The following is a 23,712-nucleotide window of genomic DNA, read 5'->3' as shown; positions in this document are numbered from 1 at the left end:
GCGTCCTGAGAAGGACGCCTCTTTTTGAGCAGGGCGAGGAGCCGTCGCAACGGCTCATTAGCTCACCATTGTGTCTCGCACCCTACCCTTGAGCGGCTTGAGCGAGTCAGACATGCTCACTGCTTTTCGCATGCACCGCCCGCGTATCTGCATGCCCATGCTCCGCCTCCACCACCGGAATCTCGTTCCCGTCGCAGTCACGCAATTTCCCTTCGCTGAAATAATCCCCTTCACGCAACGCCGCCAGATCCTGATAACGCAGAACCCGCTCGGTACCGGCCGCAAACACCGATTGTTGATCCGAGTTACCGGCAGTGAGGTGGTTGAAGGTCAGGTTGAGCACGATGGCCATGATCGCCGAGGAGCTGATGCCCGAGTGGAAGATGGTCGCGAACCAGCTGGGGAAGTGGTCGTAGAAGTTTGGCGCGGCGATCGGGATCATGCCGAAACCGATGGAGGTGGCGACGATGATCAGGTTGACGTTGTTGCGGTAATCAACCTTGGACAGCGTGCGAATGCCACTGGCGGCCACGGTGCCGAACAGCACGATGCCAGCGCCACCCAATACGGAGGTGGGTACCGCGGCGATGACCCGGCCCATGAACGGCAGCAGACCGAGAATGACCAGGAACAAGCCGCCGGTGGCGACCACGAAACGACTCTTGATGCCGGTCACGGCCACCAGACCGACGTTCTGGGCGAAGGCGCTTTGGGTGAAGGAGCCGAAGATCGGCGCGATCATGCTCGACAGCATGTCGGCGCGCAGGCCGTTGCCCAAACGTTTGGAGTCAACCTTGGTGTCGATGATTTCACCGACGGCGAGGATGTCCGCCGAGGTTTCCACCAGGGTCACCATGACCACGATGCACATCGACAGAATCGCGGCAAAGTGAAACGTCGGCATGCCGAAGTGGAACGGCGTCGGGAAGCCGAACATCGGGCCTTGCGTGACCGACGAGAAGTCCGCCATGCCGAGGAACACCGCGATGATCGTGCCGATCACCATGGCCAGCAGGATCGACAAGCGGGAGATGGTCGCACTGCCGATCTTGCTCAGCAGCAGCACCAGCACCAGCGTCACCGCGGCCAGACCGATGTTGGCCATGCTGCCAAAGTCCGGGGCGTGGCTGTTGCCGCCCATGGCCCAGCGCGCCGCCACTGGCATCAACGTCAGGCCAATGGTGGTAATCACGATGCCGGTTACCAACGGCGGGAAGAACTTGGTGATTCGCGAGAACACCGGCGTGATCAGCAAACCGATCAACGACGCGGCAATCACCGCCCCGAGAATCGACTGAAATCCGCCCTCCCCGCCGCTGCTGACAATCGCCACCATCGTCGCAACGCCCGAGAAGGACACGCCCTGTACCAGCGGCAACTGACACCCGAAAAACGGTAAACCGAGGGTTTGCAGTAATGTCGCCAAGCCCCCCGCAAACAATGAAGCAGCAATCAACAAACCGATGTCCGCCGGCGAGAGCCCGGCCGCCTGGCCGATGATCAATGGCACCGCGACGATGCCGCCGTACATGGTCAGAACATGTTGCAGGCCGTAAGCCATATTCGCGCCGACCCCGAGGTTTTCGTCCTCAGGCCGTTGGTGTGAAACATGGGGCGTTTTCATGGTTGGGGGTTCCCTGGTTTTTTGTTATGCGCACACTGTATGCAAGACTCAGGACAAATGTCTATAGAGTTGTATACAACTAACCAGTCAGAAAATGGACATATGTCCATGCTGCCCTTTTGCTGCGCGGCTTCCCCCCCTAAAAAACCTTGAAATACACCCTTCCTGTGCCTTCTCCCTGGCCCGCTAGTCTTTTGCATTCCAAGCGACCGCCGGCACGGACGCCTCTCGCTTATACATATAACGTATGCATAATGAAGTCATTCGAAATTCAGTATCACAAGGCAAAAAACGCAGCCAACAAATTAAAGCATCACGGCATCAGCCTCGCTGAAACCGAACCGGTGTTTTATGACGAACGAGCACTGACGATTCAGGACAACCATCACGATGAACAGCGGTGGATCGTCATGGGAATGGATGCCAAAGCTCGCTTGCTGGTCGTTGCGTACACCTGCCGCGATCCGAATTTCGTTCGAATCATTTCCGCGCGCCTCGCCAACAGAAACGAGCGTCGCCGCTATATGGAGGATTGACCGATGAAAGATGAATACGATTTCAGCAACGCCAAGCGTGGAGCGGTTGCCTCCAGCAAAGGCAAGACCCGAATTACCATCATGCTCGATGACGTCGTTATCGAAGCGGCACGCGCCATGGCTGAGAGTGAGGGGTATGGCTACCAGACGGTGATCAACAACACCCTGCGCCAGGCGCTGCTCAACCAAAGAGAAAAAACCGCCGAGCACGATCAATACGCCGCAGTGGCGAATGCCGGACATTTCAAAGAAGGAATAACAGCTTCTGAACTGAAGAGCCTCGAGAAAAAATTGTCAGAGGTGTTGAGTGAAATCCATCGTGTGATTGAGCCTTGAGTGTGTACCGGTTCCAAACCCAAGGGGGTACTGAGCCTGGTCCCATTCAAAGAAAAAGGGCAGATGTTTTGACTCTGCCCGCTCGGGGCGACGGTTATGTCACCTGAATCAACCGCCCGAGCACTCGCCTCAACCCCGCATTCTCCGGCACCCGAATCCCAAACTCACGCGTCAGCACCCCAATCAATTCATCCACATCCGTCACTTGCTGCCGCTCACTCTCGGCACCCACCCGATGAATCGCAAAACTGCCGTTGTTCAGCGTGCGCCTCCAGCCATCCCCGGTGCGCGCGACCATCAGTTGCTTGGTAAACGACGATTCGGGATGGGTCGAGACGTACCAGTTACCAACGGTGTAATCGATGTCTTCCTGGCGTTGCAGGTCGAAGATGTACATCGGCCGCCACTCGCCGCTGACGTTGGCACGCAAGGTGTAGCCGTCTGCATGGCGCTCGATGCGATACGGCTCGTGAGGAGTGCGCTGGGCAACATCGGTGTCGAGCATCAACGGAGCGGTGGGCACCATGCCGCCGAAGCCGACGTCGGTGATGTAGCGCACGCCGTCCAGAGTGACCAGGCTCAAGCGGTGCGTGCGGGCGGTCCAGGCGCCTTCGGGTTGGCCCATGACCACTCGACCGGTGATGCCCCGTGCGTCGAAACCCAATTCCTGAAGCAACGCCAGAAACGCGTAGTTGAGCTCGTAGCAATAACCGCCGCGCCCTTCGTGCAGGATTTTCTGTTCGATGGATGGCAGGTCGATGCGTACCGGTTCGCCAGACAGCGTGTTGAGGTTTTCAAACGGGAAGGCCCCGGTGTGGCGCAGCTGAAGTTGGCGCAAGGTGTCCAGGGTCGGCGCCGGGGGCGCGTCGAAACCCAGGCGTTGCAGGTATAACGCACGGTTCGTCAGGCGTGGCTCGCTCATTGCTCGGTCCTTCTGCATGGGGCCGCGGATCTCTCCGCCGATGGCCGCCATGTATAAGGGATAAAGCGGTTCGACTGACAATTGATTTAGCCAATCGCTCACCCTCTGAACATCAACGCCGTTTGCGCGAACTCAAGCGAATCCACGTCGGCGCATGGTCACTGGCGTGCGGTTCGTTGCGCACCCAGGCATCGACCCCGGCCTCGTGCAGATAGGGGCTCAGCGCCGGGTTGAGTAGCAGGTGATCGATGCGCAACCCCGAGTTCTTCTGCCAGTGCTGCCGAAAATAATCCCAGAAAGTGTAGAGCCGATCCTCCGGGTACAGATGACGCAGGGAATCGGTCCAGCCCTGCTCCAGCAAGCGCTGGAAACACTCGCGACTCTCCGGTTGCAGCAAGGCGTCCTTGAGCCACGAACGCGGATTGTAAATGTCGAGGTCGGTGGGCACCACGTTGTAGTCGCCGGCCAGCACCACCGGGTGTTCGCTGCTTTGCAGGTCCGTGGCATAGGCGATCAGCCGCTCGAACCACGCCAGTTTGTAGTCGAACTTCGGCCCGGGTTGCGGATTGCCGTTGGGCAAATACAGACAACCCACCAGAATCCCGTGCACTGCGGCCTCCAGGTAGCGGCTATGGATGTCGGCGTCGTCACCCGGCAGACCGCGTCGGCTCTCCAAAGGTTGCGCATCACGGGCCAGAATCGCCACCCCGTTCCACGACGACTGGCCTTGCCAGATTGCACCGTAGCCAATGGCCTCAAGCTCGGCGGCGGGGAATGCGCTGTCGACCGACTTGAGCTCCTGTAAACAGGCAATGTCCGGTTTTTCTCGCTCAAGCCAGGCCAGCAGATTCGGCAGCCGGGCACGCATGCCGTTGACGTTGAAAGTGGCGATTTTCAGGTTTTTCATGGGCCGGGGCTCACAACGGATGGACAATATCCAGTTGTGACCGAAGTGTGTCATGGCAGTTGCGACGACAAACGAAACAGGCGACTAAAGGTCCCCCTTACAACGGATGCTCGTCACGCGATGCCTTGAGCAATGGCAGCAGCGCCTGGTTTTCCATCGGCCGGCTGAGGTAGAAACCCTGCACCTCATGGCACTCGTCCGAGATCAGGAAATCCAGTTGCTCCAGCGTCTCGACGCCTTCCGCAGTCACGGTCAGGCCCATGGCCTTGCCCAGGTTGATGATCGCCTGCACCACCGCACGGTCGTTACCGGTACCGCTCATGGACGAGATGAAACGCTTGTCGATCTTGATCCCGTCGAACGGATACGTGCGCAGGTAACCCAGCGAAGAGTAACCGGTGCCAAAGTCGTCCATGTTCAGCCGCACACCCAATTCCTTCAGTGCGTTCATGGTCGCGAGCGCGCCGTCGACATCGTTGAGCATGACGTTTTCGGTGATCTCCAGCTCCAGTCGACTGGCCGGCAAACGGCTCTGGATCAACGCCTCCCTGACATCCTCCACCACATCACTGCGCACAAATTGCACGGGCGACAGGTTGACCGACACCATCAGCTCACCCGGCCAGGTCAGTGCCGTCTCGCACGCTTCGCGTAAAACCCAGCGCCCCAAGGGCACGATCAGATCGGTCTGCTCGGCCAACGGAATAAACGAGTCGGGGCTCAGCAACCCCTGCACCGGATGCTGCCAGCGCAGCAACGCCTCGACCGAGACAATCTGCTTGCCATCGACGTGATAACGCGGCTGATAGTGCATCACGAACTCGTTGTTCTTGATCGCCTGGCGCAGGTCGTTTTCGAGTTTGCGGCGATGCTGGATCTGATCGTTCATGTGCGGCGCAAAGTAGCACCAGGTTTGCTTGCCGTCGGATTTGGCCTGATACAACGCGATGTCGGCACACCGGATCAGCTCCTCCGGCATGTGCCCCTGACGCCGGCTCAAGGCGATGCCGATGCTCGCGCCGATGTGCAGCGTGTGCTGGTCATAGTGGATCGGCTGGTGCAGACTTTCGAGGATACGTTCGCAAATCCGGTCGATTTCCGTGTGGATGTCCATGCCATTGAGCACCAGCACAAACTCGTCGCCGCCCAATCGTGCGACCAGGTCAATGTCCCGTGTGCACTCACGCAAACGGGTGGCCACCTCCAGCAATACCGCATCGCCGGCCGGGTGGCCGAGGGAATCATTGATCGGCTTGAAGTTGTCCAGGTCGAGCATCAACAACGTCAGCGGCGCCGAATGTTCCTTAAGCACTAAAGCCTCTTCGAGGTAACGCGCCAGTTTGTTGCGATTGGGCAGACCGGTCAGCGCGTCGTGCAACGACAAATGCTGGATCTGCGCATGGGCGGCGACTTCATCGGTGATGTCGCTGGCCGTGCCGCGGTAACCCAGCACCGCGCCTTTGCTATGGATCGGTCGTGCCGACACCCGGCAGACACGTTGCTGCCCCGACTGGTCGCGATAGGAACAACGCAGGTGACTGACGCTGTACTCCTCGTCAAGCTTGTTCAGCCACAGCGACAACGGTGTGGTATCGCAATACAACAACTGCTCGATGTCCTGGCCCAGCCATTGCTGATCGGAAAAACCGGTGACGGCGCCGAAACGCCCCGACAGGTACGTAATGCGATGCTGGTCATCTATTTCCCAGATCCAGTCGGAAGCGGCCTCGGCCACTGCACGAAAACGCTCTTCACTGGCCTCCAGCGCCTGGTTGGATAAATCCAGGTTGATGTAACTGGCATCCACGTGCCCGGACGTACGCAACACATAACGAAAGAACCAAGCCGTCAACAACGCCAGAATCAACAATGCGCCACCCAGCGGCGGCAGCAACGACCAGAGCAGTTGATGACCTGGCTGCTCGAGCCGCGACACCAGGCTATAACCGGTGCCCGTGAGTGCCACCGCGGGCTGATCGGGAGTTAGGGTATTGTCGGGCGCGAGACTCAAGTCATGCAGACCGTAGTCGGCGCTCAAGGCGCTGAGCTTTTCCAGACTCAATTGATCGACGAACACCAGCACCGACGTGCTTTGGGGATCAACCGCCGGCCTTTCGTCATTGGGCACGATCGCCGCGGCCGTCAACAGCGCGGGCTGGCCCTCGAAGAGCGTGAACCGGCTGATGGGGACAAGCAGGCTTTCCTGCCCCTGCACTTCCTTGATCAGTGCCGCCATCGCTATCGACAGCCGGGCCGCCGCGTCGTCCTGCACCTGAAGGCCACGCACCACGGCGTATTTGGTTCGCTGATGGTCGACCACCAAGACGCCTTCGTAATGATCCATGGTGAACAGGGTTTTACCCATGTTCTGCTCAACGTAAGCCCACCGCGCATCGACTTCGCCATTCAAATGATCGTAGGCGGTCGTCCAGGTTGCATAACTGGCGACGTAGTTTTTCGAGGCTGAGATGCGGTTTTCCAGCGCGCGCTGGGTGTAGAACGTGGTCTTGGCCAGGTCTTGGGCATCAAGCCGGCCGGCAATGTTGAACAAGGCAACCAGGGCGATCAACACCCCAAGCGAAAATACCAGGCCGACGGCCCAGACCAGGTTCCGTGTGATCGGCGTATGGCGTGCTGGTGCGGCAGTGGTCGTGGCGGTCAATTCCATGCATGGGATCCTGTCAATCGATTACCTGCGTCCATTGACCATAGCAGCCAAGGCCGGTCATCGCGCCACGACTATTGCCAACCGACGGCCGCTCCCCTGTAATGGCGCGCATCACCCGCGAACCTTTTTATACCGAGAACCTCTCGCTCATGGACACCCTGGACGGTCAACGAATCACCCTGCGCGCCCTGCAACCCAGCGATGCCGATGCACTGGTGAATGCCGCGCGAGATGGCGAACTGTGGAACTTGACGGTCACCGTCGTGCCCTCCCCGACCACCGTCGACAGCTACTTGAAGAAAGCCCTCGACGGGCGCGAGGCGGGAACGGTCCTGCCCTTCGTCATCGTGCTCAAGGAAACCGGCGAGGTCATTGGTTCGACGCGCTTCTGGAAAATCGACCGCCTCAACCGCAAACTCGAAATCGGCAGCAGCTGGATCTCTGCACGCTGGCAGAAAACGTTCGTCAACACGGAGGCCAAATACCTGATGCTGCGTTACGCCTTCTGCGTGCTGGACTGCGTGCGGGTGCAATTCACCACCGATGAAAACAACCAGAAGTCACGCAACGCGATCTTGCGGCTCGGCGCGCAACAGGAAGGCATCGTGCGCCACGAGCGGATCATGCCGGATGGCCGCAAACGCAACTCGGTGCGGTTCAGCATCATTGATGAGGAGTGGCCGTTGGTGCGGGAGAATCTTGAGAAGAAACTGACTGAATACAGCCTTCGCTGACACCTTAAGCCACTGTAGGAGCGAGCCTGCTCGCGATTGCGGTAGTCCTGCCCCCCATGAATCGGCTGGACGGACGCTATCGCGAGCAGGCTCGCTCCCACAGTGATATTTGTTGCACGCACTTTCAGTGATCGGCGCACCAACCCTAAGATCAACGCTTCGACCATTCGTCATCCCGCCACCACCCACCGCCCTCCCCGTCACACCATCAGCAAGTAACGACTCATCTTTGGAGACGTGCGCTGATGAACATCAAGATCACCACGCTGTTGTTGCTCGGTTTGCTGACCGCAGCAATAGGCACCACTTTCGCAGCCTCCGGCGATAACGCTGACGCGACCGAGACCAGGACCTGGTCTAGCGGCGGCTCAATCATGGCGCCCAACAACTATCCCGACCAACCCTCAGGTCGATATACCCCTGACCGGGGCCAAGGCGGATACGGTTCATCGAGAGAGGGCAATGGTGGCAATGCCGGGGCCAGCGGCTCGGGTGCGGGCGGTGGCACGGGCGCTGCCGGTGGGGGCACCGGCGGAGCAGGAGGCGGGACGGGCAGCTGGACGCGCAGGAGCGGCCAATGACGGGAAATCGTCGGATCCTTTCTATTCAGTGTTCTTAACGTAGTTGCCACGGACCGCCATGGTGTCGGCGCTCATCGACCCGCCGTGACCACACCAGCGTGGATTGCAATCTCCGGGTCGACCGGCTCGGTTCTTTTGCCGATCTGCGACAACGGCGTCACGGTGTAGCCAGCCTGAATCCTGTTCACCGTCGCATAGTCCACCGCCCCGCTGACCTCGGTGCGACCGATGACCCAGACGAAGGGCGTGGGCGCCGGCAAATGATTCAGCCCTGCCGGCAGCGTTCCGGTCCATCCCGGAGGCGTCACCAGAAACTCACTGGACGGTGTGCCCGTCGCATATCCACCCGGCGAGGCGAACACATCGCTCCACATGTCGAGCATTGGCAACACGTAAAAACGCCCGGCGGTATCCGGCGCGGTAATCACCAGCGGCTCTTTGGTTAAATCGAGCCAGGCGATCGAATACAACGTGTCGACGTTCGAATGCACCACGGCTTTGAAATCTTCAGACGGGTACTGCGGCACAGTCACAAAGGCGTTGGTTTCTTGCGGCGTAACTTTCGATTGAGCCTGACTGACCAGCGGAAAGACGGCGCAGGCTGCGAGGGTTAGAGCAACGGCTGTCAATGCTTGAGGTATCAACATTTTGGCGATCGTCCGTGCTATGGGGAGACCTGCCGGGTTCGACAGGGCTACCGGAACTCTAGACTATCAAATCAGACGGATCTGACAGGTAGACAGACGGACGAGCGACTGTTTCAGCACTGAAACAACGGCACAACTGTCTCAACGATCGGAGCGCATCAACGCCTCCACGCCGCCCTCCAGCGACAATACAGCCGCACGGTTTCGACCCGAGTGCTTGGCCTGATACAACGCCGCATCCGCTCGCTCGATGAACACTTCGATGCTGTCGCGCCCGGTCGGCACAAACGCGTAACAGCCAAGACTGACCGTCACGTAACCCGTGGGTGAACCGCTGTGGGTGATGTTCTTGTCCATGACGCTGCGGCGGATCTGTTCGGCAATCACCAGCGCGCCATGAAGGTCGGTGTCAGGCAGCAACACCGCAAACTCCTCACCGCCATAACGCACCGCCAGATCGGCTTTGCGGTGACAGCAACTCTTGATTGCCCGCGCCACTTCAGCCAGGCAGTGGTCCCCTGCCACGTGGCCGTAAGCATCGTTGTAGCGTTTGAAGTAATCGATATCGAGCATGATCAGGCTCAGCGAACTCGACTGCCGGGCGCCTCGGCCAAACTCGATGTCCAGCGCCTGCTCGAACAGTCGACGATTGGCCAGGCCCGTAAGGCTGTCGTGGGTTGCGATCAGCTTCAGTGCTTCCTTGGCCTTGCGCAAATCGGCCTCGACCCGCACGCCGACGCGCACCTGGCGAACGAACACCCAACCGAACAGGCCCACACCCAACACCACCAGGGCAACGATGACGCAGGACTGAACCGCGGTGCCGTACCACTCCTTGAGAATCGAATCCCTGGACGATGCCGCCGAGACCACTAGCGGATAGGCGTCGAGTTGCCGGTAGCCATACAATCGCACAACGCCATCGACCACCGAACTGATCATCGCGTTGCCGGCAGGCGCGTTGGGCAAGTGCTTCTGAAAGATTTCGCCTTTGGCCAGGGATGTGCCGATCTGCGATTCCACAAACGGCCTGCGCGCCAGCAACGTGCCATCGGTCAACGCCAAAAACATCGAGCCGTTGTCATCGATGCTGAAGCTTTTGAAGAACTGATCGAAGTAGGCCATTTTGATTCCGGCCAACACCACGCCCTGGAAGTTGCCGTTCTTGTCGTTCACCCGTTTGGACACCGGAATGATCCACTCGCCATTCTCCCGACTGCGAAGCGCCGGCCCGATGTGCGCGAGGGTGGATGCGTTCTGCTGGTGGAACGTGAAGTACTCTCGATCCGACACGCCCGGACCGCGGGTCAAATCATCGAACGAAGTCACGACCCACTGCCCTTGTTTGTCGAACAGAAAGATCCCGTGCAATTGACCCAGTGCCTGCACCCGCCGGGCGAAGGTTTTCTGCAAGCGTGGTTTTTGTGCCGCGCCGTAGCCATCGACCTGAATCCAGTCCACCAGACTGGTCAACACCAGATCGGCTTTCATGAAGGTGTCTTCGGCCTGCTGTGCCATGGCGCGAGCCAGGTTCGAAGACGCGACTTGCGCCACGTTCAGCGTGTGGCGCCGCGATTGCTCCAGTTGCAGATAAAGCAGACCACAGAGACACAGGCACACCGTCGCGATAAACAGCACCGCGGCCTTGAGCAGAGATAACCGTTTCAAAGCGCCGCCCGGGATTTGCTGCGGGTCTTGAGTGAGGATAGGCAAAAGCTCGTCCTGTAAGGGCAAGGCATGGGCAAAGGCCCAAAGCCCTTATTTTTTGTGAGCTTAGTCTACGCGGGGGTGAGGGGCAATTATCCTTTGGATAGCCGCCGCATCGCCTTGAGTTTCTCGAGTGTCTCGATCACCTCAGGGAAAGGCGGCATCCGCGGGATGGCCCCGGCCAGGCGCTGACTGTCTTCGGACAAGCTCGCCAACCCCAACTCCTCCAGGGCGAGTTGCAACCCGAGCGTGCTCAGTTGGCGAAACGAGCGATGCGGCGGAATCTGCTCCAGCCGATGTTCATGCCGGTCGTAGACCTCGATGAGGCGATCGGCTTCAACGCAGAGTTGGTCGGCCATCCCCTGCTCCTGCGTGACCGCACCGGCCAGAACGTCAACGTCACCGAGCATGGCGAACTGCTGATTCACTACGCCCGACGCTTGCTGGCCCTGTCCTCTGAAGCCGTTGAAGCGCTGGCCAGCGATCTGGATCTGGAGATCTTGCGCATCGGCGTACCGGAGGACTTTGATGCGCGGCGCATGGCGCTGATCCTCGCCGGCTTCAATCGCGCCCGCCCGCAAGCCCGGCTGGAAACCGTCAGCGGCATGAGCACGGATCTGAAGCAGAAACTCGCATCGGGTGAGATCGACATCGCCCTGGTCAAACGCGAACCGGACAGCGGACCGTGCTGGGCGGCGTGGCCGGAAGTATTGGTGTGGGTCAAAGGTGCGGGGGTGGACTCGGCCAACGGCGTGTTGCCATTGGCGTTGTTCCCGCAGGGATGCATTTATCGACAGCGGGCGATCCGTTTGCTGGATGTGGCACAGCGCCCTTGGCGTGTTGCGTTTGGCAGCCATAGTTTGACCGGGATTCAGGCGGCGGTGGCTTCGGGGCTGGGGGTGTCCGTGCTGCCAGCTTCGGCGGTTTTGCCGGAACACAGCGTGTGCACCGATTTGCCGGAGTTGCCGCCGACGGAGCTGGCGTTGATAAGCCGCGAGGGCGCATTGACAGGGTTGCAGCGGGATCTGGTGAAGTTTTTGCGGGGGGAGTTGGCGAGCAAGCGGATGCGGTAGCACTGACCGAGCAAAACCTTCTGATGGCGGTGCAGGAAGGGCTCGAACTGTTGTAAGGGGGCGGACGTGTATATTTGAGTCCACCTTCCTACTGTCCAGTTCTCGCCGAGGCCGTCGCCGCATGTAAGTCCAGCACAGGCATCGGCGAAGGCCGGTTCAGCGCCCGCAACACCGGCGCATCGTAGCCATACACATCAGGCTTGAACGCCACTCGCCCGTCACTGCCTAAATCCACGGTCCAGTACGCCAGCAACACCGGCACTTTCACCGGAAGCCGAATGTTCTCGGTCTTGCCGTTGGCCAACTGCTTTTGAATACCTTCGCTGTTCCACCGGACCGGGTCGTTGAACAACAACTCCACAAGCTGCAGCGGATTCTCTACCCGAATGCAGCCCGAGCTGGTCGCGCGGATGGTTTTGGCAAACAACTCGCGATGCGGTGTGTCGTGGAGGTAAATCGCATAGTCGTTGGGAAAGCGGATCACCACCTGGCCGAGGGAGCTTTCAGGCCCGGCGTCCTGGCGCAGGGTGAGGCCGCGCGGGTTGGTCCAGTCGACGGTCGACGGATCGAGCACATTGCCTTCGCGATCCAGCACTCGAATGTGGTTGGCAGCGAGGTATCCGGGATCGCTCTGAACCTTCGGCAACATATCTTCCTTAAGGATCGTCGGCGGTACGGTCCAGGTCGGGTTAAACGTGATGTAGGTAATCTGCGCCTGGAAGATTGGCGTATTGCGAGCCGTTTTACCGACCTGCACCCGGGATCGCCAGATCGGCAGGCCATCGCGGTACATCGCCACTTTGTAGCCGGCGATATCGACGATGACGAACGTACCCTGGAGTTTGTAGAGCAGCCAGCGAGCGCGCTCCATGTTCACTCGTACCTGATCAATGCGCGCGTCAACGGGCACGTTCAGCGCCGCCAGTGTGGTCGCCCCTGCCATGCCGTCCGCGCCAAGGTATTGCTCGTTTTGATACTTTTTCACCGCTGCGGTGACGGCACCGTCGTACTTGGTGCCATGGATCAATCGCGGATCGAGAAAACCGGCCGCGACCATCCTCGCGCGCAACTGCGCGACCGCTGGTTCGTCCATGCCAGGTTTGAGCGAATGGTCGACAACCACTTTCGACCAACCGCCTCGGTCCCGAATGCCGCGCAGTTGTGCCAGGGCCTGACGCAAACCGACGTACACCGCTTCTTGCGGCGGCGCCTGAGCAAAAGCCTTCGCCACATCGTGATTGTCGAGCGCCGCGAAGAAAGCATTGACGTCGTCCCGTGGATCGACGCCATTCGAATCAAAATTCCAGTGAATGTCGAGCCGCGAAGGGTCAACCTTGCCCCGCCGCAATTGCAGCAGCGCGGTGACAAAAGTGTGCGTGGTCGCCAAATCAAAAGCTGCCCGCTGCTCGGGTGTGACTGGTGTCGTCTGCATAGTGGCCTGCGACCGGATCAATTCATCAATATGAAAATCCGCCGGGGTCAAGCCATCGGCCTCAGTCGCCTTCAGGCTGGCAATCAATTGCGCAACATCGCTGTCATTCGTCCACGCCGCGCGAAAGGCACGATGCGTATAAAAATCCATGACCAGACGGCTGACATCCACTCGCCGGTGGCGCGGTCCAGTGAGCAACGGCGGAAATGCGGTTTTCAGCGGCTCAAGCGAGGCCTGGATCGCTTGACCGACGTTATCGTCCACTGCGGCCTCGATCATGGAGCTAGGCGCATTTAGCGGCTCAATCGACGACGTTTCCGCGAGTGCCGTGCCGTTTATCAGAAAGCCCATAAAAAATACGCGGCTTATGACGAATAACCTTGTTAAAAGCACCATGAATAATCCTTAATCCCCCGCATTCAACGCCCGGCTCGCAACGCCCTGCTAGACTCGAACTTAACATGATGAGACATCTATATGGCGCCACTACGTTTTGGCTATCTACTCTCGGCCCTGCTACTGACTGCAATGTCCGTACCGTCAGCCTACGCCGATTCGCTCGCGGCCGCCCTCATCAAAGCGGCCCCGAAAGCTAACGCCAACGTCATCAACCTCGCCGTTCGCGCCTCGCAATGCCGCATTGCTCAAGGCAAAGCACCTGTCCAAAGACTTGCGGTCATCGATTATTCCCTGCCTTCGACCGAACAGCGCCTCTGGGTGTTCGATTTAAAGAAGCGCAAGTTGCTGTTTCATGAACTGGTCGCCCATGGACGCAACAGCGGCGAGAACATGGCGGTCAACTTTTCCAATCAGAACGAAAGCTTCGCTACCAGTCTCGGCTTGTACCGTACACAGTCAAGTTATGTCGGGCAGAACGGTTACTCGCTGCGCATGGAAGGCCTGGAACCGGGTTTCAATGACAACGCGTTTGACCGGGCCATCGTGATTCACGGGGCGCCTTATGTGAGTCCGGTCCTGGCCCGTGCGAACGGGCGGATTGGCAGAAGCCTCGGGTGTCCGGCGGTCAGACCGGCGGTTGCTCGCCGGCTGATTGATTCGATGAAAGATGGGCAGTTGTTGTTTTCTTATTATCCAGATCAACGCTGGCTGAAGTCTTCTTCGTATATCAATTGTGGCAGCGGCACCGTGGCAGATACAGCCGGGCCCAAAAAACACCTTTAAGAAAAGGCGCCCGCTCAGTGGCGCCTCTCTCCTGCTGCACCGCGCCTACACCGGCGAAACTGTCAAAACTGTAATCCTGGCCTCAGCCTTCTGAAAGGCACCGCTCGTTAGCCTAGTCGTCAAGCTAGCTCCAAGCTGACCGACGGGGAACACAACGGCATGCATTCCAACACTACAAGACGCACCTTCGTGAAAGGGCTCGCCGCGGGCGGGCTGCTTGGCGGCCTCGGCTTATGGCGCACGCCAGTCTGGGCAATCACCAGCCCTGGTGAACCTCAGGTGTTGGCGGGCACCGACTTCGATCTGTCGATCGGCGAAACCCCGGTCAACATTACCGGCAACCCGCGCACCGCCATGGCCATCAACGGTGGCATTCCCGGCCCACTGCTGCGCTGGCGCGAAGGCGATACGGTGACGTTGCGGGTGAGGAACAAACTCAAGGTCGACACGTCCATTCACTGGCACGGCATCTTGCTGCCGGCCAACATGGACGGCGTACCGGGCCTGAGTTTTCACGGCATCGAACCGGGCGGCGTGTACGTCTACCAGTTCAAAGTCCGGCAGAACGGCACTTACTGGTATCACAGCCATTCGGGCTTTCAGGAACAGTCCGGCGTTTACGGCCCGTTGGTCATCGACGCGAAGGAGCCAGAGCCGTTCCAGTACGACCGCGATTACGTGGTGATGCTGACCGACTGGACCGACGAAGACGCCGTCGACCTGATGAAGACTCTGAAAAAGCAGTCGGATTACTACAACTACAACAAACGCACCGTGGGTGATTTCATCCACGACGTCAGCGAAAAAGGTTGGGGGTCCACGGTCGCGGATCGAACGATGTGGGCCGAGATGAAAATGAACCCCACGGACATCGCCGACGTCAGCGGCGCCACTTACACCTACCTGATGAACGGCCAGGCACCGGACATGAACTGGACCGGTGTATTCCGCCCCGGCGAGAAGCTGCGGCTGCGGTTTATCAATGGCTCCGCCATGAGCTACTTCGACGTGCGCATTCCCGGGCTGAAAATGACGGTGGTCGCAGCCGACGGCCTGCATATCAAACCGGTAAGCGTCGACGAGTTTCGCATCGCAGTGGCAGAGACGTTTGACGTGATTGTCGAGCCGACCGAAGCGGCTTACACACTGTTCGCGCAATCGATGGATCGCACGGGGTTTGCACGGGGCACGCTGACAACGACGTCTGGTTTGTCCGCGCCGATCCCTGCGCTGGCCCCTCGACCGTTGGTGACCATGGATGACATGGGCATGGGCGGGATGGACCACGGCAGCATGGGCGATATGGCGGGCATGGATCACAGCAGCATGGCCGGCATGCAATCTCATCCGGACACCGAAAAAGACAACCCGCTGGTGGACATGCAAGCCATGACCACCTCGCCCAAGCTCGACGATCCCGGACTGGGCCTGCGCAACAACGGGCGCCGAGTCCTGACCTACTCCGACCTGCGCAGCACCTTCGAAGACCCGGACGGCCGCGAACCCGGCCGCACGATTGAGCTGCACCTCACCGGCCACATGGAGAAATTCGCCTGGTCGTTCAACGGCGTGAAATTCTCCGACGCCGAGCCGCTGCGCCTCAAGTACGGCGAGCGGGTCCGAGTGGTGCTGGTCAACGACACGATGATGACTCACCCCATCCACCTGCACGGCATGTGGAGCGACCTCGAAGACGAGAACGGCGAGTTCATGGTGCGCAAACACACCATCGACATGCCGCCGGGCACCCGGCGCAGCTATCGAGTCACCGCCGATGCGCTCGGCCGCTGGGCCTATCACTGCCATCTCCTGTACCACATGGAAATGGGCATGTTCCGTGAAGTTCGCGTGGAAGAATGAGGCGCATCCCATGACCAGATTTACTCCAATCTCTTTAGCGCTCGTGACCGCGGGCCTGACGCTTTCTTCGGCAATGGCCGCCACTGACGACATGCAGGGCATGGACCATAGCCAGATGACCGGCATGGACCACAGCCAGATGCAAAGCATGGATGACGGCCAGATGCAGCCCGCCGCGCCGACCGAAAGCCGCACGCCGATCCCGGCGCTGACCGATGCCGACCGCGCCGCCGTGTACGCCAGCCCGACCGGCCACGGCGTGCATGACACCGCACTCAACTATTACTTCCTCGCCGACAAACTCGAATGGCAGGACGCGGACGACGGCAGTGCCCTGGCCTGGGATTTATCAGGCTGGATCGGCGGTGACATCGACCGTCTGTGGCTGCGTTCCGAAGGCGAACGCACTAACGGCAAGACCGAGCACGCCGAAATCCAGGCCCTGTGGGGCCACGCGATCTCCCCGTGGTGGGACGTGGTGAGCGGCGTGCGCCAGGACTTCAAACCCGGCAACCCACAAACCTGGGCCGCGTTCGGCGTGCAAGGCATGGCGCTGTATAACTTTGAAACCGAAGCCACGGCCTTCATCGGTGAAGGTGGCCAAACCGCTGTACGACTGGAAGGCGACTACGACATCCTGCTGACCAATCGGCTGATTCTGCAGCCGACCGCCGAACTCAACTTCTACGGCAAAAATGACCCGCAACGGGGTATCGGTTCCGGGTTATCCAACACCGAGGCCGGCCTGCGACTGCGCTACGAAATCCGCCGGGAATTCGCGCCCTATATCGGCGTGACCTGGAATCGCACCTACGGCAAAACCGCCGACTACGCTAACGATGAGGGTGAGGATCGCAGCGAAGCGCGCCTGGTCCTCGGCGTTCGGCTGTGGTTTTAAACGCTTCAACTCAAACACCAAAAACCAACCGCTTAAAGCGGTAAGAGGCCTCGCATGCGCATGATCAAAACCACCGTTGTTGCTCTGGGGCTGCTGATGAGCGCATTTGCTCAAGCCCATCCGAAACTGCTGTCCTCCACCCCCGCTGAAGGCGCAGATGGCGCAGCACCCGCGAAAATCGAACTGCACTTTTCCGAAAACCTCATGACCCAGTTTTCCGGCGCGAAACTGGTCATGACCGAAATGCCCGGCATGGCCCACGCCCCCATGCCGATGAAAGCCAAAGTCTCCGGCGGCAGCGACCCGAAAACCATGGTCATCACCCCACTCTCGCCACTGCCCATCGGCACCTACAAAGTCGAATGGCGCGCGGTGTCTTCGGACACTCACCCGATTACCGGTAACGTTACGTTCAAAGTGAAGTGATTAATGATCGACACGATCGGCATTGCTCTGCGGTTTGGCTTGTATGTGGATTTGATGCTGCTGTTGGGCTTGCCGCTGTTTGGGTTGTACAGCCTTAAAGGGCGGGAGCGCGTATCGGGCGCTGTGCTGCCATTTCGGTTGATGCTGACGGGGACGGCGGCGCTTGGGGTGCTGTTGTCTTTAGCTAGCATGGTGGTGATGGCGAGCGCCATGAGCGGTGAAACGGACTTTGCCGAGTTGCGTCCACACATCGAGATGATGGTGTTGGAAACGGATGTGGGCCTGGCCTGGGTCGTGCGTATGGTCGCACTGGTTGTTGGCGGATTTGCGGTGATGCTAAACCAGCGTACCCCTGGCTTTGGCTTGCTGGTCGCGGCGATAGCTGGCGGTATCGCCCTCGCTTCTCTTGCCTGGAACGGACATGGGGCGATGGATGAAGGCTTGCGCCGTGTCTGGCATTTCACTACCGACATCCTGCATTTGCTGGCTGCGGGAGTGTGGCTGGGAGCGCTGGTGGCGTTTGCGTTGATGGCGAAAGCCAATGTTCTGCAAACCGAAGAGCGCATCCGGTTGCTGGCCCGCGTGGTGACACGGTTTGAATCGGTGGGCGCGTTGATTGTGGTCGTCATCACCGTCACGGGTGTTGTGAACTATCTCTTCATCGTCGGGCTGAAGCTTGACGAAGTATTTCTAAGCACCTACGGGATTTTGCTGTTTATCAAAATCACCTTGTTTGCGGGGATGCTGATGCTCGCCGCGTTGAACCGGTTTCACCTTGGGCCGGTTTTGCAGCGGGCGTTGCGCAAGGGGCAATTTCAGGTGGCGGCGAATGCACTGCGACGCAGCGTTGTCGTTGAGTTGGCGGCGGCTGTGTTGATCATGGCGCTGGTGGCCTGGTTGGGGACGTTGAGTCCAGCGTTGGAAATGGGCGCGGAGTAACGTAAAGGAGTGCCACTTGATATAGATCAAGGATGGCCCCCTACACGGGGCTAAGCTCAAGACAACCCTCAGACCGGGTACACGACATGAACGGGCTCCGCACCCATCTACCGCTGCTGATCCGCCAAGTGCTCGCCCTGTGGTTATTGGCCATTGCGGTAGCGGCGAGCCAGGGCTGTCTGAGCCTGCCTCCCCACGATCTGACCGCCGCCCATGAAAATACCAGCAGCGCTGGCCATCACGACAGCCATGAGCAGCATGCCAGCGGCTGCCTGCAATACTGCGAAAACAGCGCCAACGCGTTGAGCCCTACACTGACCCTGCCCACCTTCGAACACGCCCTTTGGGCCGCCCTGCTTCTGTTGCCCATCGTGTTTCTGAGTGCCCACTCCCCGACGCCGTTCGCGTTCCTCGCCCTACACCGTCCAGCGCCGCCCAGACCACCCGCCCGCCTGCGCTTCGTTCGTTTCAACGATTAAAACCCGCCTGCGCGTGCCGGATCTCCGGCCGCACGTTTTGGCTGCGCCTCTGTAGCGCGGCCAGTTTCCTGCACGTACCTGATTCCCTGGAGATTGCCATGCACAAGCACCTTAAATCACTCGTTGCCGCACTGCTCATCAGCAACCCATTGGTTGCCCTGGCCGCCGACGAACATCACCCCGATACACCAACCACCGCACCGGCCACCACCCAAGCCCAGCCTGAACAGAACAAGGCCATGAGCGAACAGATGCAAAAAATGCAAACGGCCCACGAAAAAATGGCCACCGCCAAAACCCCGGCCGAACGCCAGCTCGCCATGCAGGAAGGCATGACCACGATGAAGGACAGCATGGGCATGATGCACAAACACTGCGAAGGCATGGGCATGGGCAAAGGCATGTCCGGCGACAAGGACCACTCAGAACAGATGATGGGCATGATGATGAAAATGATGGATCAGCAGTCGAGCATGATGAAGATGCCGATGGCGCAGTAACCGCCTGAAAGAAGCGCTTGACCTTGCCATCGTGGCAAGGTCAACCATCGATTGATGTCATCACACCACCTGCCACTCACAGTAAAAGAGGTTCTCGCAATGAACAGTACTGAACTGCAAGTCGAAGGCATGAGCTGCGGCAGCTGCGTCAAACACGTCAACGCGGCGTTGCAGCCACTGGCCGGGGTTGGTGAAGTGACTGTCGATCTGCCGTCCGGCCGAGTCAAAGTGACCGGGGAAACCGACAGCAATGTCCTGTTATCGGCACTGAATGAGGCAGGGTATCCGGCAAGCGTGTTGACGGGAGAAAGCACCGACAGCATCAAGAAAAAGTCGGGGTGCGGCGGTTCCAGTTGCTGCTGTCACTGAATCCGAACGGTCAGGATGACATCGAGGCCAGACCGCATATTGCAAATACAAAAATGGGCGTTCCCACAATGAGCGCCCATTTTCGTCGTGGATAGCAGCCGAGAAACTGTTTCACTACACTCCATTTTCTTCAAACCCACCGTCATAAAAGCCCAACGAAGCGTTTGTTCACGCGTTTTTGCCCAAGGCGCAATTGAGCCTTCACGACAACGTAATCATCTTTCAGGAACGGTTGGATAAGAAGGCCGATGTGATGATTACGGACGCGTCGGAAGCGCTGAATCAGCAGAAACTTAAACCCGGGTTGTGCGCGGTTAACCCGAGCCAGTTCATGCAATACGGTGAGAAGGCCTACTTGCTGCCCCGCGACGACATGACCTGGAAGTTATACGTCGACCAATGGCTGCACCTCGCCAAGGTGACCGGCAACTACCAGAAAGTCCTGAGCCAATGGATCGCAACGCCCTCCCCCAAATAACCGCCACGCAGACGCTCCATGTAGCAACCTGCGTCCGGCAGCGAAGCAGTCGCCCATTCAGCACTCGCGGTAACTTGGCTGGGTGACCGGATGGGTTCAGCTACTGCGGTTTTTTGGATGCAAAAAAAGGGTATTGCGCCAGACAAACGTTCAAAAGAGTCGTGTCCTACACGACTGCCGAATTCTTTGCCCACGCTTTCTGAGAAACAAGACTCGCCTGCCCCCGCCAGGCCCATTCCTGATAAACTCCCGCCCTTCGCCCCACCTATTTCCAGACGCCCCGATGCCCCCAATCACCGCCACACCCGCCCCGCTCTCCCGCCGCTTCTCCGTCGCCCCGATGATGGATTGGACCGATCGCCACTGCCGTTTTTTCCTACGCCTATTATCGAAAAACGCCCTCCTCTACACCGAAATGGTCACCACCGGCGCGCTCCTCAACGGCGATCACGACCGTTTCCTCCGTCACAACGAAGCCGAACACCCGCTCGCCCTGCAACTCGGCGGCAGTGTTCCGTTGGACCTGGCCGCCTGCGCCCGCATGGCCCAGGACCACGGTTACGACGAGGTGAATCTGAATGTAGGCTGTCCGAGTGATCGGGTGCAGAACAATATGATCGGCGCGTGCCTGATGGGGCATCCGCAGTTGGTGGCGGATTGTGTGAAGGCGATGCGGGATGCGGTGTCGATTCCGGTGACGGTGAAGCATCGGATCGGGATTAATGGGCGGGACAGTTACGAGGAGTTGGTTGATTTCGTCGGGACGGTTCGAGATGCGGGGTGCACGAGTTTTACGGTGCATGCGCGGATCGCGATTCTGGAGGGGTTGTCGCCGAAGGAGAACCGTGACATTCCGCCCCTGCGTTATGACGTGGCGGCGCGGTTGAAGGCGGATTTTCCGGAGTTGGAGATTGTGCTTAACGGCGGGATCAAGACGCTGGAGGCCTGTCATGCGCATTTGCAGACGTTTGACGGTGTGATGCTGGGCCGTGAGGCTTATCACAATCCTTATGTGATGGCCGAGGTGGATCAGCAGTTGTTTGGCAGCACGGCGCCGGTGATCAGCCGGGCGGAGGCGCTGGCGCAGTTGCGGCCTTATATAGCGGCGCATATTGATGCGGGCGGTTCGATGCACCATATCACCCGGCATGTGCTGGGGCTGGGCACCGGGTTCCCGGGGGCGCGCAAGTTTCGGCAGTTGTTGTCGGTGGATATCCACAAGGCTAAAGAGCCTTTGGCGTTGCTGGATCAGGCGGCTGAGTTGCTTGAAGGGCGTTAATCCGTTTTAACTTTTAAATACCAGGCTGGTGGGTCCGCAGCCTGGTTCAAGTGTCAGAGCGCTGCTGCTTCAGTCCAGTTAACCCAACCGAATGCCCATGTGGCCAGGATCACCAGACCGAATGCAATTCGGTACCAGGCGAATGTGGCGTAGCTGTGGCTGGCGATAAACTTGAGCAATCCGCGCACCGCGATCATGGCAAAAAAGAACGCGGTGACGAAGCCCAAGGCGAAGACTGGCAGGTCGCCGGCCTGGAACACATCCCCATACTTGTAGCCTGAGTAGACGGCGGCACCGACCATGGTTGGCATGGCCAGGAAGAACGAGAACTCGGTGGCCGCCTTGCGCGACAGTCCGAACAGCAACCCACCGATAATGGTCGATCCAGAGCGTGAGGTGCCCGGTATCATCGCCAGGCATTGAGCGAAACCGACCTTTAACGCGTCGGACCAGCGCATGTCGTCGACATGGTCGACATACACCACATGTTCCCGCTGCTCAGCCCACAACATGATGATGCCGCCCACAACCAATGCCATCGCCACGGTGATTGGGTTGAACAGATACTCATGAATCTTATCGGCGAACAATACGCCCAAGACAACGGCCGGCATAAAACCGATCAATAAGTTCAAGGTAAAACGTTGCGCATTGCGTTGGGTTGGCAGGCCTGTGACGATCTCGAGGATCTTGCGCCGAAACTCCCATACCACGGCGAGGATGGCACCCAATTGAATGATGATGTTGAAGGCCATCGCTCGCTCACCGCCGAAGTCGAGCAGGTCCGCGACAATGATCTGGTGCCCTGTACTTGATATGGGCAAAAACTCTGTCAGCCCTTCCACCATGCCTAAAATCAGTACCGTTATGGTAGTCCAAAAATCCATTAATCCCCCTCATCCACAAAAGCAAATCTGCTGGCGAACTTCCAGCTTTATCGCCAACGAGCCAGTAAAACGCATTCAGCCCTGCATTAAAACTCAACGTTAATAAATGTCCATGACTGCCATCATCAACCAGGACGTTATATAACAAGAAATATCAGCTAGTTCCAAACTAAAGACATACTTAAACCAGCACTTAAAACAGCCTGGTTCTGGCAACTCATAAGCCTTCATTAAAAATCCAACTACGGCAGCTTCAGCCACCCATCCAGGCTTATTGAACTGGAAAAGCGGGACATTGTGCGAAAAGATGGCACAATGATGCTCATTTGCCACCGTGCATGCCAAGCATCAGAGGTACAAAGGATCTCGCCAGATTGGCCAACAATGTTAAAAAAATTGTGACGCCTGCTTGAAAACCCGGGAAATGTTACCAATTGTCAGTCACAAATGAGAATTGGTGCTTTAACATCCAAATGTCAGCACCCAGCCGAGTCAAAGCATGATGCTTACAGGGAAATTAACGAATACCAGCCACAGCCACTCAATGGAGGCGACAGGTATTCTCACCATTGGGCGGACCCATAGTTTAGCTGAGGGTTTCAGGACATTAGTTGCAAGTTATGTAGCGCATGATATACCCGTTGATACGATGTGTTACAACAACTTGTTTAGAAAAAATAAGGACTCCCATTCATACCGTGCAGTATTCATTGTTATTGACAGCCCTCAGGCGTTTGATGAAAGCATCGCTGTGGTGGAAAATATGCGTGCCGATAACCAGGCCCTTATTATCTTTGTAGCCATCACCGGCAAAGGCACCTACAACAAGATGAAATACTATCTTGCCGGCGCCGACCATTGCATTAAATTCAGTACGTTTCCTGAAGATAACCCGGACGTACTTTCCGAGTTTTTTAGTAGCGCAGAATGGCACAAGCAGCACAATTTGCTCTTGGACCCGACTCGTATGTGCCTGATTGGAGACTATAAAAAGCTGGATGTATCGTTTCCGGAAATGAAAATTCTTGAAGCATTTTCCGAAACAAGAAACCAAATATTGAGCCATGATGAAATCGCCAGAATCATGGGTCTGAATATAACTTTTTATGACCCAAGAGCCTTGGAAAAATCTATCAGCCGCCTTCGCGGAAAGATAAAAGGCATGTATGGCACCAACGCCATTCAAAGTATTCGTGGGCATGGATATCGTCTTATCAGGGGTCTGATCTCGACCGCCTGATGATAAAT

At 58.3% G+C, this 23,712-nt stretch carries 22 protein-coding genes and 2 pseudogenes; 15 read left to right on the top strand and 9 right to left on the bottom strand.

Annotated elements, in window-relative coordinates; all coding sequences use genetic code 11:
- Window positions 1–106: 106 nt before the first annotated feature.
- The gene (locus tag ACIQV9_RS23710; RefSeq protein WP_403106648.1) at window positions 107–1,624 is read right to left on the bottom strand and encodes a nucleobase:cation symporter-2 family protein; all 1,518 of its coding nucleotides are present in this window, start codon (window positions 1,622–1,624) and stop codon (window positions 107–109) included.
- A 254-nt stretch (window positions 1,625–1,878) separates the two neighbouring features.
- Between ACIQV9_RS23710 and ACIQV9_RS23705 the strand changes: the two genes are divergently transcribed.
- Both ACIQV9_RS23705 and ACIQV9_RS23700 read left to right on the top strand, forming a co-directional pair.
- Window positions 1,879–2,160, top strand: a complete 282-nt coding sequence (locus tag ACIQV9_RS23705; RefSeq protein WP_403106645.1) for a BrnT family toxin — start codon at window positions 1,879–1,881, stop codon at window positions 2,158–2,160.
- Between the two features lie 3 nt (window positions 2,161–2,163).
- Window positions 2,164–2,496 carry a BrnA antitoxin family protein gene (locus tag ACIQV9_RS23700; protein ID WP_403106643.1) on the top strand — a complete coding sequence of 111 codons (333 nt, stop codon included), beginning with the start codon at window positions 2,164–2,166 and terminating at the stop codon, window positions 2,494–2,496.
- 94 nt (window positions 2,497–2,590) lie between these two features.
- Here ACIQV9_RS23700 and ACIQV9_RS23695 read toward each other — a convergent pair whose 3' ends face one another.
- The 3 genes from ACIQV9_RS23695 to ACIQV9_RS23685 form a co-directional block, all read right to left on the bottom strand.
- Window positions 2,591–3,418, bottom strand: a complete 828-nt coding sequence (locus tag ACIQV9_RS23695) for an arylamine N-acetyltransferase (RefSeq protein ID WP_403106640.1) — start codon at window positions 3,416–3,418, stop codon at window positions 2,591–2,593.
- 112 nt (window positions 3,419–3,530) lie between these two features.
- On the bottom strand, window positions 3,531–4,325 hold the full coding sequence (locus ACIQV9_RS23690) for an exodeoxyribonuclease III (protein ID WP_403106637.1): 795 nt from the start codon (window positions 4,323–4,325) through the stop codon (window positions 3,531–3,533).
- 97 nt (window positions 4,326–4,422) lie between these two features.
- Window positions 4,423–6,993: an EAL domain-containing protein gene (locus ACIQV9_RS23685; RefSeq protein ID WP_403106634.1), complete on the bottom strand. Its 2,571-nt coding sequence runs from the start codon at window positions 6,991–6,993 to the stop codon at window positions 4,423–4,425.
- Between the two features lie 149 nt (window positions 6,994–7,142).
- On the opposite strand from ACIQV9_RS23685, the gene ACIQV9_RS23680 reads away from it, so the two are divergent.
- A complete protein-coding gene (locus ACIQV9_RS23680; RefSeq protein ID WP_403106690.1) occupies window positions 7,143–7,727 on the top strand; it encodes a GNAT family N-acetyltransferase in 585 nt (194 codons plus the stop codon).
- Window positions 7,728–8,415: 688 nt separating this feature from the next.
- On the opposite strand, the pseudogene ACIQV9_RS23675 reads toward ACIQV9_RS23680, so the two are convergent.
- From ACIQV9_RS23675 to ACIQV9_RS23665, 3 genes and pseudogenes are all read right to left on the bottom strand, one after another.
- A pseudogene (locus ACIQV9_RS23675) lies at window positions 8,416–8,955 on the bottom strand (DUF1254 domain-containing protein); the annotation flags it as partial.
- 141 nt (window positions 8,956–9,096) lie between these two features.
- Complete coding sequence (locus ACIQV9_RS23670) at window positions 9,097–10,668, bottom strand: sensor domain-containing diguanylate cyclase (protein WP_403106631.1); 1,572 nt, start codon at window positions 10,666–10,668, stop codon at window positions 9,097–9,099.
- A gap of 86 nt (window positions 10,669–10,754) precedes the next feature.
- Window positions 10,755–11,021 carry a hypothetical protein gene (locus tag ACIQV9_RS23665; protein ID WP_403106628.1) on the bottom strand — a complete coding sequence of 89 codons (267 nt, stop codon included), beginning with the start codon at window positions 11,019–11,021 and terminating at the stop codon, window positions 10,755–10,757.
- Between ACIQV9_RS23665 and ACIQV9_RS23660 the strand changes: the two genes are divergently transcribed.
- A complete protein-coding gene (locus ACIQV9_RS23660; protein WP_403106625.1) occupies window positions 10,965–11,735 on the top strand; it encodes a LysR substrate-binding domain-containing protein in 771 nt (256 codons plus the stop codon). The two genes, ACIQV9_RS23665 and ACIQV9_RS23660, sit on opposite strands and share 57 nt — an antisense overlap.
- A gap of 88 nt (window positions 11,736–11,823) precedes the next feature.
- Here the strand turns inward: ACIQV9_RS23660 and ACIQV9_RS23655 are convergent, their stop codons facing one another.
- Window positions 11,824–13,563, bottom strand: a complete 1,740-nt coding sequence (locus tag ACIQV9_RS23655; protein WP_403106622.1) for a murein L,D-transpeptidase — start codon at window positions 13,561–13,563, stop codon at window positions 11,824–11,826.
- 81 nt (window positions 13,564–13,644) lie between these two features.
- Here ACIQV9_RS23655 and ACIQV9_RS23650 point away from each other — a divergent pair, with 81 nt between their 5' ends.
- From ACIQV9_RS23650 to dusA, 10 genes and pseudogenes are all read left to right on the top strand, one after another.
- Window positions 13,645–14,349, top strand: coding sequence for a murein L,D-transpeptidase catalytic domain family protein (locus ACIQV9_RS23650; RefSeq protein ID WP_403106620.1), 705 nt, complete (start codon window positions 13,645–13,647; stop codon window positions 14,347–14,349).
- A gap of 159 nt (window positions 14,350–14,508) precedes the next feature.
- Window positions 14,509–16,209, top strand: coding sequence for a copper resistance system multicopper oxidase (locus ACIQV9_RS23645; protein ID WP_403106617.1), 1,701 nt, complete (start codon window positions 14,509–14,511; stop codon window positions 16,207–16,209).
- A gap of 10 nt (window positions 16,210–16,219) precedes the next feature.
- Complete coding sequence (locus tag ACIQV9_RS23640) at window positions 16,220–17,107, top strand: copper resistance protein B (protein WP_403106614.1); 888 nt, start codon at window positions 16,220–16,222, stop codon at window positions 17,105–17,107.
- A gap of 54 nt (window positions 17,108–17,161) precedes the next feature.
- On the top strand, window positions 17,162–17,533 hold the full coding sequence (gene copC / locus ACIQV9_RS23635) for a copper homeostasis periplasmic binding protein CopC (RefSeq protein ID WP_403106611.1): 372 nt from the start codon (window positions 17,162–17,164) through the stop codon (window positions 17,531–17,533).
- Window positions 17,534–17,536: 3 nt separating this feature from the next.
- Entirely contained in the window at window positions 17,537–18,472 is a 936-nt protein-coding gene (gene copD / locus ACIQV9_RS23630) for a copper homeostasis membrane protein CopD (RefSeq protein ID WP_403106608.1), read from the top strand.
- Between the two features lie 86 nt (window positions 18,473–18,558).
- Window positions 18,559–18,951: a hypothetical protein gene (locus tag ACIQV9_RS23625; RefSeq protein WP_403106605.1), complete on the top strand. Its 393-nt coding sequence runs from the start codon at window positions 18,559–18,561 to the stop codon at window positions 18,949–18,951.
- Between the two features lie 98 nt (window positions 18,952–19,049).
- Window positions 19,050–19,451: a hypothetical protein gene (locus ACIQV9_RS23620; RefSeq protein WP_403106603.1), complete on the top strand. Its 402-nt coding sequence runs from the start codon at window positions 19,050–19,052 to the stop codon at window positions 19,449–19,451.
- 99 nt (window positions 19,452–19,550) lie between these two features.
- Window positions 19,551–19,820 carry a heavy-metal-associated domain-containing protein gene (locus tag ACIQV9_RS23615; protein ID WP_403106600.1) on the top strand — a complete coding sequence of 90 codons (270 nt, stop codon included), beginning with the start codon at window positions 19,551–19,553 and terminating at the stop codon, window positions 19,818–19,820.
- Window positions 19,821–19,974: 154 nt separating this feature from the next.
- Window positions 19,975–20,298: pseudogene (locus tag ACIQV9_RS23610) on the top strand (ArtI protein); the annotation flags it as partial.
- Window positions 20,299–20,581: 283 nt separating this feature from the next.
- Window positions 20,582–21,577 (top strand): tRNA dihydrouridine(20/20a) synthase DusA, encoded by a 996-nt coding sequence (gene dusA / locus ACIQV9_RS23605; RefSeq protein ID WP_403106597.1) that lies wholly within the window; start codon window positions 20,582–20,584, stop codon window positions 21,575–21,577.
- A gap of 53 nt (window positions 21,578–21,630) precedes the next feature.
- On the opposite strand, the gene ACIQV9_RS23600 is transcribed toward dusA, so the two are convergent.
- A complete protein-coding gene (locus ACIQV9_RS23600; RefSeq protein ID WP_403106594.1) occupies window positions 21,631–22,464 on the bottom strand; it encodes an undecaprenyl-diphosphate phosphatase in 834 nt (277 codons plus the stop codon).
- Window positions 22,465–22,963: 499 nt separating this feature from the next.
- Here ACIQV9_RS23600 and ACIQV9_RS23595 point away from each other — a divergent pair, with 499 nt between their 5' ends.
- The gene (locus ACIQV9_RS23595; protein ID WP_403106591.1) at window positions 22,964–23,704 is read left to right on the top strand and encodes a winged helix-turn-helix domain-containing protein; all 741 of its coding nucleotides are present in this window, start codon (window positions 22,964–22,966) and stop codon (window positions 23,702–23,704) included.
- Window positions 23,705–23,712 lie beyond the last annotated feature (8 nt).

Origin of the sequence: Pseudomonas sp. NPDC099000 (assembly GCF_044759925.1) — a bacterium.
Taxonomy (GTDB): domain Bacteria; phylum Pseudomonadota; class Gammaproteobacteria; order Pseudomonadales; family Pseudomonadaceae; genus Aquipseudomonas.
The sequence above is the reverse complement of the archived record's forward strand: the minus strand, read 5'-3'. Positions and strand labels throughout refer to the sequence as shown.

Excerpts from the sequence above, each read along its gene's own strand:
- ACIQV9_RS23710 (WP_403106648.1), bottom strand. The coding sequence starts at position 1,624 with ATGAAAACGCCCCATGTTTCACACCAACGGCCTGAGGACGAAAACCTC.
- ACIQV9_RS23705 (WP_403106645.1), top strand. The coding sequence starts at position 1,879 with ATGAAGTCATTCGAAATTCAGTATCACAAGGCAAAAAACGCAGCCAAC.
- ACIQV9_RS23700 (WP_403106643.1), top strand. The coding sequence starts at position 2,164 with ATGAAAGATGAATACGATTTCAGCAACGCCAAGCGTGGAGCGGTTGCC.
- ACIQV9_RS23695 (WP_403106640.1), bottom strand. The coding sequence starts at position 3,418 with ATGAGCGAGCCACGCCTGACGAACCGTGCGTTATACCTGCAACGCCTG.
- ACIQV9_RS23690 (WP_403106637.1), bottom strand. The coding sequence starts at position 4,325 with ATGAAAAACCTGAAAATCGCCACTTTCAACGTCAACGGCATGCGTGCC.
- ACIQV9_RS23685 (WP_403106634.1), bottom strand. The coding sequence starts at position 6,993 with ATGGAATTGACCGCCACGACCACTGCCGCACCAGCACGCCATACGCCG.
- ACIQV9_RS23680 (WP_403106690.1), top strand. The coding sequence starts at position 7,143 with ATGGACACCCTGGACGGTCAACGAATCACCCTGCGCGCCCTGCAACCC.
- ACIQV9_RS23660 (WP_403106625.1), top strand. The coding sequence starts at position 10,965 with ATGCCGGTCGTAGACCTCGATGAGGCGATCGGCTTCAACGCAGAGTTG.
- ACIQV9_RS23665 (WP_403106628.1), bottom strand. The coding sequence starts at position 11,021 with ATGGCCGACCAACTCTGCGTTGAAGCCGATCGCCTCATCGAGGTCTAC.
- ACIQV9_RS23655 (WP_403106622.1), bottom strand. The coding sequence starts at position 13,563 with ATGGTGCTTTTAACAAGGTTATTCGTCATAAGCCGCGTATTTTTTATG.
- ACIQV9_RS23650 (WP_403106620.1), top strand. The coding sequence starts at position 13,645 with ATGGCGCCACTACGTTTTGGCTATCTACTCTCGGCCCTGCTACTGACT.
- ACIQV9_RS23645 (WP_403106617.1), top strand. The coding sequence starts at position 14,509 with ATGCATTCCAACACTACAAGACGCACCTTCGTGAAAGGGCTCGCCGCG.
- ACIQV9_RS23640 (WP_403106614.1), top strand. The coding sequence starts at position 16,220 with ATGACCAGATTTACTCCAATCTCTTTAGCGCTCGTGACCGCGGGCCTG.
- copC (WP_403106611.1), top strand. The coding sequence starts at position 17,162 with ATGCGCATGATCAAAACCACCGTTGTTGCTCTGGGGCTGCTGATGAGC.
- copD (WP_403106608.1), top strand. The coding sequence starts at position 17,537 with ATGATCGACACGATCGGCATTGCTCTGCGGTTTGGCTTGTATGTGGAT.
- ACIQV9_RS23625 (WP_403106605.1), top strand. The coding sequence starts at position 18,559 with ATGAACGGGCTCCGCACCCATCTACCGCTGCTGATCCGCCAAGTGCTC.
- ACIQV9_RS23620 (WP_403106603.1), top strand. The coding sequence starts at position 19,050 with ATGCACAAGCACCTTAAATCACTCGTTGCCGCACTGCTCATCAGCAAC.
- ACIQV9_RS23615 (WP_403106600.1), top strand. The coding sequence starts at position 19,551 with ATGAACAGTACTGAACTGCAAGTCGAAGGCATGAGCTGCGGCAGCTGC.
- dusA (WP_403106597.1), top strand. The coding sequence starts at position 20,582 with ATGCCCCCAATCACCGCCACACCCGCCCCGCTCTCCCGCCGCTTCTCC.
- ACIQV9_RS23600 (WP_403106594.1), bottom strand. The coding sequence starts at position 22,464 with ATGGATTTTTGGACTACCATAACGGTACTGATTTTAGGCATGGTGGAA.
- ACIQV9_RS23595 (WP_403106591.1), top strand. The coding sequence starts at position 22,964 with ATGATGCTTACAGGGAAATTAACGAATACCAGCCACAGCCACTCAATG.